Origin of the sequence: Paenibacillus sp. FSL F4-0243 (genome assembly GCF_037963295.1) — a bacterium.
Classification (GTDB): Bacteria; Bacillota; Bacilli; order Paenibacillales; family Paenibacillaceae; genus Paenibacillus_AQ.
Genome location: NZ_CP150151.1, coordinates 2,627,922 through 2,641,721 on the forward strand (window position 1 = coordinate 2,627,922; position 13,800 = coordinate 2,641,721).

Sequence of the window (13,800 nt, forward strand, 5' to 3'; positions counted from 1 at the left end):
AATGGGGGATTAAGAGGATGAGTCAACACAGTAAGAAAAAGACGGCAAAGAAATGGACTGTGGGTCTGCTGGCGGCGGCTATGGTATTTGGTATTGCTGGCTGCGGCGGAAAAGACGGGAATAATGCTGCGACTAGTGAGACGAGCAGTTACAACAAAGAAGGTCTGCCAATTGTTAATGAGCCTGTAACACTTAAGGTGCTGACCGTACGTTGGGGAAGCATGGGAGACACGTTTACGCAGAACCAATGGCTGAAGGATCTGGAGAAAAATACAAATGTCAAAATCGAATGGCAAGTGATGTCCTCCAATGACTGGGCCGAACAGAAGTCCATTCTGCTGGCTAGCGGTACACTTCCAGACATTATCCTCGGAAATCAAACCTTCGGAGATTCTGATATCGTTAATAATCTAAGCTTTTTCCGGCCGTTAGATGATTATATTGAAAAAAATATGCCGAATCTTAAAGCGGCCATGGAAGAAACGCCTGAGTTGAAAAAAATCAGCACTTTTCCTGACGGGAAAATCTATTCACTGCCAACAAGACTTCCATCGCGTCCAAAAAGCTCTCGTCAGCCTGTGATTAACAAAACTTGGCTCGATAAATTGGGCCTGAAGGCTCCTGAAACGATTGATGAGTTATACAACGTACTTAAAGCTTTCAAAGAACAAGATCCAAACGGAAATGGCAAACAAGATGAGATTCCTTTTATTGAAATTGGGAATGACTTGATCAGTCCTTTCGGAATTGCCGACTTGAATAACAACAATATGATCATCAAGGACGGAAAAGCGATCTATTTCCCTGTTTCGGAGGAGTTCAAAGAAGGCCTTAAATGGGAAAATAAATTGTATGCGGAAGGTTTATTAGATAAAGAGGTATTCACTCAGGATGATACGATGAGATCGGCGAAGTTCCAAAATCCGGATGCTCCAATCGTAGGCTTTACGTATCAGTGGACCCCGGACGCTGTGTTTGGTAAATGGAGCGATCAATATGTGACGATTCCACCGATTGCCGGACCGGATGGTAAGCGTTATACAATCGGTAATCCAATTGGGATGAGTCTTAACCGTAATGAACTGCTGATTACTACTTCGAGTAAGTATCCAGAGGTTGCTGCGCGTTGGGCAGATCAGTTCTACACGAACGAAGCGAGCATTCAGAATTTTTGGGGTGCGATTGGAACTGTAATTAAGAAGAATGATGACAGCACCTATACATTGATGGATCCACCAGCTGGAACCAGCGCAGATGCCTGGTATTGGGATCAGTCTCTTCGAGATTTCGGACCAAAATATGTGAGCCCGTCCTTTGAACAGAAAATCGTTCTTAATCCTGAAAGTGGAGATGGACTGAAGCTGCAGCTGGATAAGCTGGGTAGTGAATATGTAACAGAGCCTTTCCCTAACGTTATGTATACCTCCGATGAGTTCGAGGAGCTGCCAACCTTGACCACGGATATCGACGGTTATGTGAATACAATGCGCGCTCAATTTATTAGCAAAGGCGGAATTGACGAAGGCTGGGATGATTATGTCAAACAGCTTAATAAAATGGGGCTTGAAAAATTAGTTAAGATTCGCACAGATGCTTACAGTCGTTATATGAGTGTGAAATAACCTATTCGTCTTTCGAAAAAGGTGCTGCCCTACATAAATTTGTGGGGTAGCATTCTCTATTTTTAATAAGGAGGGGATGTTATGAAATCTGATCCAATTCATTTGAGTCGGAAACTCGGACAAATCAAACAAAACTGGGGTTTATATACGTTGCTTTTTCCTGCAGTAGTCCTTACGTTATTATTCGCATATAAACCCATGTATGGGGTGCTCATTGCCTTTAAGGATTATAGCCCGGCGTTGGGAATAGGCGGAAGTCCATGGGCCGGATTCAAATACTTCGAGAAGTTTTTTAATTCCTATCAATTTTCTGCAACGATCAAAAATACGCTAATTATCAGTGTGTACAGTCTGATTACGTTTCCGATTCCGATTATACTTGCGCTGATGGTTAACCAGATGAGACCAAACCGTTTTAGACGGTTTTTTCAGACGGTATCCTATATGCCACATTTTATCTCAACCGTAGTTATGGTGGGCTTAATGATGATTCTGTTCTCACCTAGCACCGGACTACTGGGCAATGTATATAGTCTTTTTGGAAAAGAAGCTCCTGATCTAATGGGCTCTGCCGGATTATTCAGCAGTGTGTACGTCTGGTCGGATGTGTGGCAGCATGTCGGCTGGGACAGCATTATCTTTATCGCTGCTCTCTCTGCTGTTGATCCTAGTTTGTATGAGGCTGCAACCGTAGACGGCGCAAGTCGGATGCATAAAATTCGTTACATCGATATTCCGATGCTGATGCCAACAGCGATAACATTGCTTATCCTGCGGGTCGGGGGACTGCTTGGGGTTGGATTTGAAAAGGTGTACTTAATGCAAAATGACTTGAACATTACTTCAAGTGAAATTCTGTCTACTTATGTCTACAAAATTGGTCTGCTCAGCAGTCAGTATAGCTTTTCGTCGGCGATCAACCTGTTCAACACGGTCATTAATTTTATTTTATTGATCATGGTCAATCAGATTTCTAAAAAATTAAGCGAAAATAGCTTGTGGTAGAAGGGAGGAGTATTGAAATGGGAGGTTTAGAGACAGCGACTAAAGGAAATGTAGGAAAAATAAAGAAGAATCGCTCCTCAGATACTATAATGGAAATTGTGATGTATGTTATATCGGCAATTTTTCTAATTATCCTGATCTATCCGCTGTATTTTATCGTCATTGCTTCGTTTAGTGATCCTTCCGCGGTTGCTGGAGGGCAAGTTTGGCTATTTCCTAAAGGGTTTACCTTTGATGGTTATAAAGAGCTGCTTCGTCATGAGAATATTTGGATCGGGTATTGGAATACCATCCTGTACACGGTGGTTGGGACTGCAATCGGTTTAGTAGTTAATATCTCAGCTGCCTATGCGTTGTCAAGAAAGGACCTTGTGGGGCGAAAATATATTTCGCTGTTTTTCATATTTACAATGTTCTTTAACGGGGGGTTGATTCCTACTTTTTTAACGGTTCGTGATTTCCATCTCTATGATACTTTCTTGGTTATGGTACTGCCTTTTGCAGTTGGAGTCTTTAATATCATAGTGGCACGAACTTTTTTCCAGACTAGTATTCCGGGCGATTTATGGGAAGCAGCGCAAATTGATGGTTGTGGCAATCTCCGTTATTTTGCACTGATAGTTTTACCGTTGTCGAAGGCTATTATTGCAGTGTTAGGTTTATGGATCGCTGTAGGTTATTGGAATTCATATTTTAATGCCTTGATTTATTTGAAAAATCCTAATATGTATCCTTTGCAGCTGATCCTGCGAAATATTCTGATTACCAATCAGATGCAGTCTGGTATGGGGACCGGAGAAGCCGCACAAATCGCGTTACGGCTCGCTAATATGATGCGGTATTCGGTTATTATCGTGGCAACTGTTCCAATTATGTGTGTATACCCATTTGTGCAAAAATACTTTAACCAAGGGGTAATGATCGGCGCAGTGAAGGAATAATCTCTTCTACTTTTCAACTAACATTTGTGAGGGAGCAAGACCGTAATGAAAAAGCAACCCAAAAACAGTATCAATAGAACAATCACCGTCATTCTTCTAGTGACAACGTTGCTTGCTGGCCTTACAGCCTGTAAAGGGGATAAAGGGGTAAACTCTGTTGAATCTGATCCGGGTCAATTTCATAAAGAAGGTTTGCCAATCGTGGATAAGCCCATGACGCTGAAGGTTCTAACGGTTCGGTGGGGAAGCATGGGAGATAACTTTATCCAGAATCAATGGCTGAAGGATTTGGAAAAAAATACGAATGTCAAAATCGAATGGCAGGTGATGTCTGCTAATGATTGGAGTGAGCGGAAGTCCATTATGCTGGCAAGCGGTACACTTCCAGATATCATTTTAGGGAGTGAGACCTTCGGAGATTCGGATATCGTCAATAATTTAAGCTTATTCAGGCCGCTTGATGACTATATCGAAAGCTATATGCCTAACCTCAAAGCAGCCATGCAGGAAGAGCCTGAATTGAAAAAAATCAGTACTTTTCCTGATGGGAAAATCTACTCTTTGCCTGCAAGATTACCTTTACGTCCTAAAAGCTCACGCCAACCCGTGATTAACAAAACCTGGCTGGATAAATTGGGATTGAAGATTCCCGATACGATTGATGATTTATACAACGTGCTAAAAGCATTTAAAGAACGTGACCCTAATGGGAATGGAAGGCTGGATGAGATACCTGTTATCGAAGTAAGTAATGATCTCATCAGTCCCTTCGGAATCACGGATCTGAACAATAACTTTATGGTCGTCCAGGACGGAAATGCGGTATATTACCCTGTTTCAGAGGCGTACAAAGAAGGGCTCAAATGGGAGCATAAATTGTTTGTCGAAGGTTTGCTTGATAAAGAGTTATTCACGCAAGATGAAACGATGAGATCAGCAAAGTTTCTTAATCCCGATGCTCCTATCGTAGGATTCTCGTATCAGTGGACGCCGGATGCCGTGTTTGGCAAATGGAGTGATCAATATATCACGATTCCTCCGATTGCAGGACCGGATGGTAAGCGCTACACCATAGGAAATCCGTATGGAATGAATCTGGAACGTAACGAGCTGCTAATTTCCACTTCTTGCAAATATCCAGAGATTGCTGCCCGCTGGGCTGACCAGTTCTACACCAATGAAGCAAGCATTCAAAATTTCTGGGGAGCGATAGACACCGTTATTAAGAAAAATATCAACGGTTCTTATACATTGATGGACCCACCGATGGGTACCAGTGCTGATGCCTGGTATTGGGATCAATCACTCCGGGATTTCGGGCCGAAATATGTCAGTCCAGTGTTTGAAAAATCCATCTTTCTAAACCCAAAAACCGGAGATGGACTGAAGCTGCAGCTCGATAAGCTGGGAAGCGATTATACAACGCCACCTTTCCCTGATGTAATGTACACCGCTGAAGAATTTCAGCTGCTGCCGACTTTGACTACGGACATCGATAGTTATGTCAATACAATGCGTGCTCAGTTTATAATTACAGGTAAAATTGACGAGGGCTGGGCTGATTATGTGAAACAGCTGCGGGGAATGGGACTGGAGAAGCTGGATAAAATTCGTACCGATGCTTACAGTCGTTATGTGAATGTAGAATAGAGCATTATGTGAAATACTGACGGCTAGGCTGTAACATCCTATTTCACTTATTTAAACAAAGGAGGTTCTCTCTATGCGAGTGGCATAAAGAGAACCTCCTTATTCTTTTTACTTTATTAGCAGGGTTTGAATGGCATGAGCCGGAATCATGTTCTCAGCCAAGTTGTTATGGAAGCGCAGGGTGAAAGGAAGCTCTTGTTCCGTGCGGTTCATAACGATAACAGCAATGGTGCCATCTGGATTACGGAAAGCTGTTGTTTCAAGCTTATCTGTATATTTAGAGTGCCCAATTCGTTTAGCACCTGGGCGAATGTATTTACTGAAATGCCCGATGTAATAGAAGGAGCTCTCAAATATTATTTCATCGTTTTTCGTATCTCCAATAATTGGAGCATCGCAGTAGTTACCTACATGGTTAGGGCCCCCTTGCTCGTCCAAGACAATATTCCAGTCCGTCCAGCTTGACATCCAGTTGTTCAGGTTACCAATAATATCATGGCCGTAACGTTCGCCTGTGTTCCATGAGCCGAGATGAACGCCACCTTCTTGGCAGCCTTCGCTGAAGAACAGCTTCTTGTCTGGGAAGCGATCATGAACGGCCGATAGGGCTTCGAAGTGATCGCCGGAGTACCAGTGGAAGCAAATTCCCCAAATGTATTTGGAGGCTTCTTGATCTTCAAAAGCAACCTTGGCACGGTCATACACGCGCTCCTTGTTATGATCCCAGATCATAACCTTTACATGAGCCAAACCGGCTTGTTCCAAGGCTGGTCCCAAGTAATCACGAACAAAATCTTTTTCTTCTTCGGCAGTATAAAGGCAAGAATCCCAGATTTGAACAGCCTTCGCTTCATTCTGAACACTAACAGCCCAAATATCGATGCCTTCAGCTGCGTAAGCCTGAATATATTTTACGAACATGTTGGCCCAAGCCTCACGGTATTCAGGCTTAAGAGCTCCACCACCGTTCATTTGACCGTTCGTTTTCATAAAAGCTGGCGGACTCCAAGGAGAGGAGAACAAACGGAAATCTTCACCAACAGCTGTTGCAGCATTTTTGATTAGGGGGATAATTGACTCTTGATCTCTGGAAATATCGAACGAACGGAGCTCTGCATCGCCTTCTTCTACATAAGCATAGTTGCCGAGTGAGAAGTCACAGCTCTGGATATGCGAGCGGCAAAGGGTATACCCAATTCCGTGCTCAGGATCAAAATAAGCGTCGATGATTTCTTTTTGTTTAGCTTCACTTAGTTTAGCGATGGTAACAGCAGAAGCCTCGGTAAGTGCACCACCGAAACCTTCCATTTCCTGATACTCCAGATCATCATAAATATTGATGAGCTCTGATTCGACGCCTGATGTATCGGGGAGGAAGATCAGAGGGTCTTTTTCTGTCAGACGGTCGGTAGTTTCTTTTGCTGTTTGAATGACGCGGACAATTTTACTCATAGTGGTTGGTAACCTCCTGTACATATAAATTCTGTCTTTATTATAGAAGGAGATTCACTGCTCTTTGAAGAAACAATATGGCTAAGAACCTCAACGATCTGGTCATCGACTACTTAGAGAAGAGGAGTGAATGCTATGAAAACTAATAGTGTCCAAATAAGCCTATGCGGCTTTATTCGCCATAATCAGCCTTTTCGGCAATTATATCGCAGTGGGCTGGATACTTATATCATCAGGCTGCAAGCAGAAGGGGAGTGTGAAGTACTGATCGATGGGGACATGGTAACCGTGGTGCCTGGTGATCTGTTATTATTTAAGCCTCAAGATATATATGATCTGAGAATCGGGGAAAAGAAGAGTCCGCTGGGACATAGTGTGGACTATTTTGTAATGTGTACAGGGGAATGGGTGGATCAGTGGTGGAACCTGCGCGAAAGACCGAAGAAGGTTAGAATTGCGGATGATGGCAAGCTGCAAAGTATATGGCAACAGCTTGATCTGGAGAATAGAAGACTAGATGGGGGTAGCGCTGAAATACTTGAGGCGCTGTTTAAAGCGCTATGTCTGCTGTTAGATCGGGCAATGGAAGAAGCACCTGCATCATCATCAGCCTCACTGTTACACGGGCTTAAGATGAAGAGTTATGTAGAGGAGCATGCTACATCAGAAATCAGGCTAAAGGATGTAGCTGCCCATGCCGGAATTAGTGTAACGAGGGCCGTACATGTATTCAAAATTCAATTCGGCTACTCTATTATGCAATATGCTGGGCAAATTCGGCTTGCAATGGCACTTCGATTAATGGACAACACCAATTATACCTTAGAGCGAATAGCAGAGGAGACGGGGTTTGGAAGCTACACTTATTTCCATAGGGTATTTCGGGAACGTTATGGCGTCTCGCCAGGCAACTATCGTAAGAGAGAGTAGCCTTCACTATTTTTAAGATCGTCTAGTTTTTAACAAGAAGTCCCTAACCGCTTGCTCAAATAACCTGACACTATTTGCCCATGTCCATTTGAGGGAAGATCTTTCACCTTGTACGGCTAATTTAGTTCTTAAGTTTGGGTCTCGAATTAGGCGGATGACATCTTCACCAAGCCGATTCTCGTACCGATAGGAGAGCAGGCAGTTCTTCTCGTGATTTGCGTATTCCATATTTCCGCCTGAATAAACACAGACGAGTGCTGCGCCACACCGCATGGCTTCAAGCCCCGGCAAAGAACCCGTATCAAAAATACTAGAACTAACAAAGATATCTGCACCGTTGTAATGGTAACAGAGCTCCTCATCATTAGCAGGTGTGAAGAATCGATATTTGCCAGTAGCTTTCATTCTTTGGAGAACTTCTGAAGTATTGAACTCGTCGGGCGGACTGATAAAGTTAATATTTACATTGGGACATTGATTTTTTACGTGATCCAGCTGCTCTATAAGATAGTCTTGCTCACGGTGCCATGAGAAACCACGTTCTGCTTTTCTTAATATAGCTGTTATGTTTAAAGGCTCCTGAAGACTGTAACGGATATTCATATTCTTGAAGGAGGAGCTAATGCCAATGGGCACGATTTTTCCTGTGATCCCATGATTTAAACGAATCAGCTCCTGCTGCCAGTGCGATAAAACAATTAGATGCTCTGTGACATGATAAGAAGGGAACGACAGCGAACTATCTGGTAAAAAGGGGGGTTCATAACATAATGACAATCTTACATGAATTCCTTTTCCTTGATTGCTAGCTGCTTGAGAGGTAGGGACTGTCGTATGGAAATTAGAAACAATAACATCGCCTATGGGATAGTCCTGTTCTTGAAGCTCCATATGTGTGGAACGGATTAAGGTGGAGCGGACATCATAGGAAACAACCCCATCCACAGGCATGAGGATAGTAACCTGATGCCCCATAGCTGTTAGCCCATTGGCGAGTTCTACCAGCATGCGTTGAGCTCCACCATGAGATAAGGTCAGAATAGGGAATGTGAATCTCATCGGTAATCCCGTCCCTTCCAAGTTAGGGCTTAATCGTCAAATGATGTTACTCAATCGTTCTGTTTCTTATTTTATTCAACTCGCATAGAAAGGTACCATTTAGCTAATTTTGAAAAGCGTTATTTTTCCATATGAGCAATATTCTTCAGTAAAGCAACGGTCTCATAAATCTCGAGGTTCGTTATATCTTCTAAAGATACGTCGATCATGGGCTTGACTTTTTGGAGTTTGCTCAGGAAAGCTTCGGTATGGAAATGCCCTCCACCAGCTTTACCGTGGTAAATTCTCTCTCCATCTTGATAGATGTCTTTTAAATGCGCCAAAATGATCCGATCCCCGAACAACCTGAAGGCGTCATCAACAATTTGATCCTGCATATCTACAGCGTCACCAATAAAATTGCATGGATCCAGGACAACCCCAATATTGCCAGAGGGGATTTCATCTAAGATGCGGTGCATCTTGTCTGGTGTAGAAAGAGTATGTGTGCAGACCCCCTCCAATCCGAGAAAAACACCCCATTTTTCAGCTTCCTCCGCAAGCTCTTGTACAGTTGCCCTTAATATATCCCAGCCGATCTCTTCGTAATGGAGCGGATCTTGTGCTTGGAAAGTAGTCAGTGCGCCCGTCTCCGTAGCCACCATAGGGGCGCCGAATTGGCGGGCATACCGTAGATGTTCTTTAAAGCGATCTATTTCTAATCTCCGAATAACAGGATCCGGGTGAATGGGATTGATATAACAGCCTAACACTCCGATACGTATACCTGCTCTGTCAAATTGTTCGCCAATATAGTTTGCGAGGCCTGGACTTAATTTACCTGTGGAGGTATCGATGTCCTGAATAGCTTTGGATAAAGCAAGTTGAACAAAATCGATATCATAATTCTGAAGCGTTGCTGTCAACGATTTGAGGGGTAAACAACCAAATGTATGCGCTAATGTTCCGTATCTAATGGAAATCATCTCCTTATCTAGGGTAGGTATGTGTAATTACAAACATAATAGTAGCGCTTTCATCTGGATGCAAGTGATTTATCCTTATCGTCTATCAGGAAATTGATGATCTCAGTGTTTACTCTATCCGGTTGCTCATGATTAATCCCGTGTCCCGCATGGGGGATGACTTGGTAATAGAACTTTCCATCTTCTAAAATATTTATGAAATCCTTCGATTGTTTTAGCGCGTGTTCTCCAACTAGAAAATAGAGCTTGTCTCTAACTGCGACTGCAGCGTTTTTATCGTATGGATGAAGCTTATGCACAAACATGGCTTGCTGATTATGAGTGCGCATTAAAAGGATCAGATGAGCAGCTAATGCTGGATGGTTGTCAAATAAAGGGGAGTGAGGTGCGCTTAACTTCTTCAGAACTTTCAGTAAATTGCGATCCGTTGGAATCAGAATCTCCGGGAACATCATCATTAAAGTTTGGATCATGGCTTTAATCGGTGCAGTGACCATCCCGCCCTCCAAACAAACGACACGGTTCACTTTGTCCGGTTGCTCGGTCGCATAATTAAAAGCAATATAGGCGCCATTGGACACACCCGCAATATTAAAGACGTCTATATTCAGATACGTCGCTATTTCATTAATCCATTTTACTTGCTCAAACTTCTGTTTGTTAAACTGCTCGTTAGGTATGCTTTTTCCGGGTCCACCCAAAGTATCAATCGCGATGCAATAAAAATGCTTCGATAATTCCTCTATGTTTAAGATCCACATGACCGCCGAGTTATCACCAACACCATGAAACAGTAGTAATGGTGGATTATTCTTTTGACCAGCAAGGATACAATGCGTCAGTCCATATGTGGTTGGAACATCGAGCTCCTCAAGTGGAATGGGCCACTGCTCAATCATCTGCTCATAGGAGTGCCACACTCGTTCTTGCGCCTTGGCATTCTTAAAGCTATTTACCATCTCAAACCTCCTTAGCCAAAATAAAACATCTGTATCTTATTCCAATTAGTATACTACGAGAGTCCGCAAGGAGGAGATAGAAATAGAAACATTACTGTGAAAAAGAGTGCGGGAGCAGATAAGTGTATTTAATACAACTAAATAGCTACTTTACTCCGGTTATTGTGATATAGATGTACTTTGTACAACTATATCTCTGGAAATCAGCGGATACAGCTTAATTGGGGGAATTTAGTTGCACAAAGTACACTTAACGATAAACAGGCGTGCTGAAGTTAATTTTAGTTGTAGAAAGTGCAATTAAATAATGCAGAGGGCTCTTTTTTGCAGTAAAATTTTTTGATATGGTAAGCAACTTTGTGTTCTAGGGGGGATTATGATGTTGATTGAGCTAAAGGAAGCTAGTTTGTCAGATGGACGCGATATTTTTGAAATGATTATGGAGATCGGCCCTGGGGAGAATGGATTTGTTAACAATGGGTTTGATTTGGCTTACAGTGAGTTTCCTGATTTCATCAGAGATCGGATAGCACTCTCAAGAGGCGATAATCTCCTACCAAACTATGTCCCGCAAACCAACTATTGGTTACTGATTGACTCTTATCCTGTTGGTGTTGGAAAGCTAAGACATTCCTTAAATGATCAATTAAGAAAATCAGGTGGGCACATCGGATATAGCATCAGGCCTAGTGAACGAGGAAAGGGCTTTGGCAAGATTTTTTTAGCAGAGTTGTTAAAAAAAGCTGCGGATCTGGGGATTGATAAGGTCATGCTGACTTGTGAGCCGAACAATGTATCTTCGAGAAAGGTTATTGAAGAAAACAGAGGAATACTTAGCGGTATCGAGGATGGGAAATGTAATTACTGGATTAGTTTATGAGTCGAGTCGTTGCTGAATAGTAGGGGTGAAGGAGTTGCTAATTGGCAACTCTTTTTTTGTTTTTTCGCAATGGAATTTCAGTTCATCCAAGGAGGAATTGTCTAACTTGTGAAATAAATTTTAAATTTTGTTGAAAACGCTCTATTCAAACACAAACAAATAGATTAAAATCAAAACAAACAAAAATAAACAAAAAAATAAACATTCAAAAACGGAGGTATTCACAAATGGTACAAAGTTTATGGGATTCTGCACGGGAAAAAGTCATCAACGGAGGTCTGGATGCACTGGTCTATCGCTCCAATCTGTTGGGTGAAGATCGTAGAGTCTGTAATTTTGGAGGAGGGAATACCTCTAGTAAAACTATAGAATTAGATTTCCGTGGTCGTGAGGTTGAAGTCATGTGGGTGAAGGGTAGCGGCTCTGACCTAGCTACGATGAAAGCAGGCAATTTTACCGGATTGCGGCTTGAGGATATTGCACCTTTGTTTGATCGGGAGGAAATGCCTGATGAGGAAATGGTGGCTTACCTCGCGAATTGTATGATTGATCCTAAGCATCCGCGTGCTTCAATTGAGACGCTGCTGCATGCTTTTTTACCATTCAAACATGTAGATCATACGCATCCAGATGCGATTATCAGCTTATGCTGTGCTCATAACGGTAAAGATATTGCGCGGGAAATCTATGGGGATCGTTTCGTATGGGTGCCTTACATTCGTCCTGGGTTCACTTTATCCAAAATGATCGCTGAAGGCGTACTTGCTAATCCTCAAGCAGAATTGGTGTTGATGGAGAAGCATGGCCTCGTGACTTGGGGGGATACGCCGGAAGCTTGTTACGCGAAGACGATTTCTATCATTAATGAAGCAGAGCGTTACATCCAAGATAGAATTGAAGATGAGAATCTGTTCGGAGGTCGCAAATCGGAAGCGCTTCCTGAAGAAGAGCGGCGGGCTGTAGCAGCTGCAGTAATGCCATTGATTAGAGGCGCAGTCAGTGATGAGCGCAAAATGATACTGACCTTTGATGACGCAGAGGATGTGCTGCGTTTTGTAGGTGGAGTTAACTCGGAGAAATTATCCAGTGTAGGTGCAGCTTGTCCGGATCATTTGGTACATACCAAAATGCTGCCACTATTTGTGAATTGGGAACCAAATGCCAGTGATATTGATGGTTTAAAGACGAAGCTGAACGAAGCGATTACCGCATACAAAGAGCAGTATAAAGCTTACTTCGATCGCAATAAGCATGAGGGAGATGTAATGTTCGAAGCCGCACCGCGTGTGATTCTAATTCCCGGAGTGGGAATGATCAACACAGGCAAAAGCTGGAGCAACTCTAAAATTAGCGGCGCCTTGTATCACCGGGCGATTGCTGTTATGCGCGGAGCTACCGCATTGGGAGATTTCGTCTCTCTAAGTGAGAACGAATCGTACAATGTGGAATATTGGCCTTTGGAATTATATAAATTGTCGCTGGCACCAGCAGAAGCAGAATTCTCGCGTAAGGTTGCGTTCATTACTGGTGGCGCAGGAGGAATCGGGAGCGAAACCGCTCGTCGACTAGTGTCCGAAGGGGCGCATGTTGTGCTGGCAGATCTCAATCTGGAGGGCGCACAGAAAATTGCCGAGGAGATTAACGATAAATACGGTGAGAATCGTGCGTTCGCTGTTAAAATGGATGTAACGCAGGAGGAGCAAGTTACCGCAGCTTATGCAGATACAGCACTCTTTTATGGCGGAGTAGATATTATTGTTAATAATGCTGGGCTTGCCACTTCCAGTCCTTTTGATGAGACTTCATTAAGAGAGTGGAACTTGAACATTTCCGTGCTAGGAACTGGATATTTCCTCGTTGCACGTGAAGCCTTCAAGGTGATGAAGGAGCAAAAGATCGGCGGTAGCATGGTATTTATTGGCTCTAAGAACTCTATATTTGCTGGAAAAAGCGTATCGGCTTACAGTTCTGCCAAAGCACTCGAAGCACATTTGGCTCGCTGTATTGCAGCTGAGGGTGGAGAGTTCGGTATTCGCGCCAATACAATTTTGCCGGATGCCATTCTACAAGGCTCAGCGATTTGGAATTCGAACTGGCGGAATGAACGGGCTGCTGCTTACGGGATTGAGCCGGATCAACTAGAGGAACATTATCGTAAACGCACAACACTGCTTGTAAATATTTATCCACGTGATATTGCTGAAGGGGTGGCCTTTTTCGCTTCATCCAAGTCAGAGAAGACTACGGGCTGCATGCTGACGATTGACGGTGGAGTGCCGGCAGCTTTTACTAGATAAGTGGAAGATGGAATATAGATAGATATAACGGAGGGAAGCC

The 13,800-nt window shown here is 43.2% G+C and carries 11 protein-coding genes; 7 read left to right on the forward strand and 4 right to left on the reverse strand.

Features of this window, described 5'->3' with window-relative positions; all coding sequences use genetic code 11:
• Positions 1 to 17 precede the first annotated feature (17 nt).
• The 4 genes from NSS87_RS11410 to NSS87_RS11425 all read left to right on the forward strand — a co-directional run bounded on the left by NSS87_RS11410 (position 18) and on the right by NSS87_RS11425 (position 5,218).
• Positions 18 to 1,622: an extracellular solute-binding protein gene (locus NSS87_RS11410; RefSeq protein ID WP_076283055.1), complete on the forward strand. Its 1,605-nt coding sequence runs from the start codon at positions 18 to 20 to the stop codon at positions 1,620 to 1,622.
• An 81-nt stretch (positions 1,623 to 1,703) separates the two neighbouring features.
• Positions 1,704 to 2,627: an ABC transporter permease subunit gene (locus tag NSS87_RS11415; RefSeq protein WP_042187071.1), complete on the forward strand. Its 924-nt coding sequence runs from the start codon at positions 1,704 to 1,706 to the stop codon at positions 2,625 to 2,627.
• A 17-nt stretch (positions 2,628 to 2,644) separates the two neighbouring features.
• The gene (locus NSS87_RS11420) at positions 2,645 to 3,568 is read left to right on the forward strand and encodes a carbohydrate ABC transporter permease (protein ID WP_076283054.1); all 924 of its coding nucleotides are present in this window, start codon (positions 2,645 to 2,647) and stop codon (positions 3,566 to 3,568) included.
• Positions 3,569 to 3,613: 45 nt separating this feature from the next.
• A complete protein-coding gene (locus NSS87_RS11425) occupies positions 3,614 to 5,218 on the forward strand; it encodes an extracellular solute-binding protein (protein WP_339247159.1) in 1,605 nt (534 codons plus the stop codon).
• 108 nt (positions 5,219 to 5,326) lie between these two features.
• On the opposite strand, the gene NSS87_RS11430 is transcribed toward NSS87_RS11425, so the two are convergent.
• On the reverse strand, positions 5,327 to 6,670 hold the full coding sequence (locus tag NSS87_RS11430) for a glycoside hydrolase family 30 protein (RefSeq protein ID WP_042187078.1): 1,344 nt from the start codon (positions 6,668 to 6,670) through the stop codon (positions 5,327 to 5,329).
• A 135-nt stretch (positions 6,671 to 6,805) separates the two neighbouring features.
• On the opposite strand from NSS87_RS11430, the gene NSS87_RS11435 reads away from it, so the two are divergent.
• Positions 6,806 to 7,600, forward strand: a complete 795-nt coding sequence (locus NSS87_RS11435) for a helix-turn-helix domain-containing protein (RefSeq protein ID WP_339247163.1) — start codon at positions 6,806 to 6,808, stop codon at positions 7,598 to 7,600.
• Between the two features lie 12 nt (positions 7,601 to 7,612).
• Here the strand turns inward: NSS87_RS11435 and NSS87_RS11440 are convergent, their stop codons facing one another.
• The 3 genes from NSS87_RS11440 to NSS87_RS11450 all read right to left on the reverse strand — a co-directional run bounded on the left by NSS87_RS11440 (position 7,613) and on the right by NSS87_RS11450 (position 10,583).
• Complete coding sequence (locus NSS87_RS11440) at positions 7,613 to 8,659, reverse strand: glycosyltransferase family 4 protein (protein ID WP_042187080.1); 1,047 nt, start codon at positions 8,657 to 8,659, stop codon at positions 7,613 to 7,615.
• Positions 8,660 to 8,778: 119 nt separating this feature from the next.
• The gene (locus NSS87_RS11445) at positions 8,779 to 9,624 is read right to left on the reverse strand and encodes a sugar phosphate isomerase/epimerase (protein WP_339247166.1); all 846 of its coding nucleotides are present in this window, start codon (positions 9,622 to 9,624) and stop codon (positions 8,779 to 8,781) included.
• A gap of 50 nt (positions 9,625 to 9,674) precedes the next feature.
• Positions 9,675 to 10,583: an alpha/beta hydrolase gene (locus tag NSS87_RS11450; RefSeq protein ID WP_339247169.1), complete on the reverse strand. Its 909-nt coding sequence runs from the start codon at positions 10,581 to 10,583 to the stop codon at positions 9,675 to 9,677.
• Between the two features lie 376 nt (positions 10,584 to 10,959).
• Between NSS87_RS11450 and NSS87_RS11455 the strand changes: the two genes are divergently transcribed.
• A complete protein-coding gene (locus tag NSS87_RS11455) occupies positions 10,960 to 11,463 on the forward strand; it encodes a GNAT family N-acetyltransferase (protein WP_339247171.1) in 504 nt (167 codons plus the stop codon).
• Positions 11,464 to 11,690: 227 nt separating this feature from the next.
• On the forward strand, positions 11,691 to 13,760 hold the full coding sequence (locus tag NSS87_RS11460; protein WP_339247174.1) for a bifunctional aldolase/short-chain dehydrogenase: 2,070 nt from the start codon (positions 11,691 to 11,693) through the stop codon (positions 13,758 to 13,760).
• Positions 13,761 to 13,800: the final 40 nt, after the last annotated feature.

Excerpts from the sequence above, each read along its gene's own strand:
- NSS87_RS11410 (WP_076283055.1), top strand. The coding sequence starts at position 18 with ATGAGTCAACACAGTAAGAAAAAGACGGCAAAGAAATGGACTGTGGGT.
- NSS87_RS11415 (WP_042187071.1), top strand. The coding sequence starts at position 1,704 with ATGAAATCTGATCCAATTCATTTGAGTCGGAAACTCGGACAAATCAAA.
- NSS87_RS11420 (WP_076283054.1), top strand. The coding sequence starts at position 2,645 with ATGGGAGGTTTAGAGACAGCGACTAAAGGAAATGTAGGAAAAATAAAG.
- NSS87_RS11425 (WP_339247159.1), top strand. The coding sequence starts at position 3,614 with ATGAAAAAGCAACCCAAAAACAGTATCAATAGAACAATCACCGTCATT.
- NSS87_RS11430 (WP_042187078.1), bottom strand. The coding sequence starts at position 6,670 with ATGAGTAAAATTGTCCGCGTCATTCAAACAGCAAAAGAAACTACCGAC.
- NSS87_RS11435 (WP_339247163.1), top strand. The coding sequence starts at position 6,806 with ATGAAAACTAATAGTGTCCAAATAAGCCTATGCGGCTTTATTCGCCAT.
- NSS87_RS11440 (WP_042187080.1), bottom strand. The coding sequence starts at position 8,659 with ATGAGATTCACATTCCCTATTCTGACCTTATCTCATGGTGGAGCTCAA.
- NSS87_RS11445 (WP_339247166.1), bottom strand. The coding sequence starts at position 9,624 with ATGATTTCCATTAGATACGGAACATTAGCGCATACATTTGGTTGTTTA.
- NSS87_RS11450 (WP_339247169.1), bottom strand. The coding sequence starts at position 10,583 with ATGGTAAATAGCTTTAAGAATGCCAAGGCGCAAGAACGAGTGTGGCAC.
- NSS87_RS11455 (WP_339247171.1), top strand. The coding sequence starts at position 10,960 with ATGATGTTGATTGAGCTAAAGGAAGCTAGTTTGTCAGATGGACGCGAT.
- NSS87_RS11460 (WP_339247174.1), top strand. The coding sequence starts at position 11,691 with ATGGTACAAAGTTTATGGGATTCTGCACGGGAAAAAGTCATCAACGGA.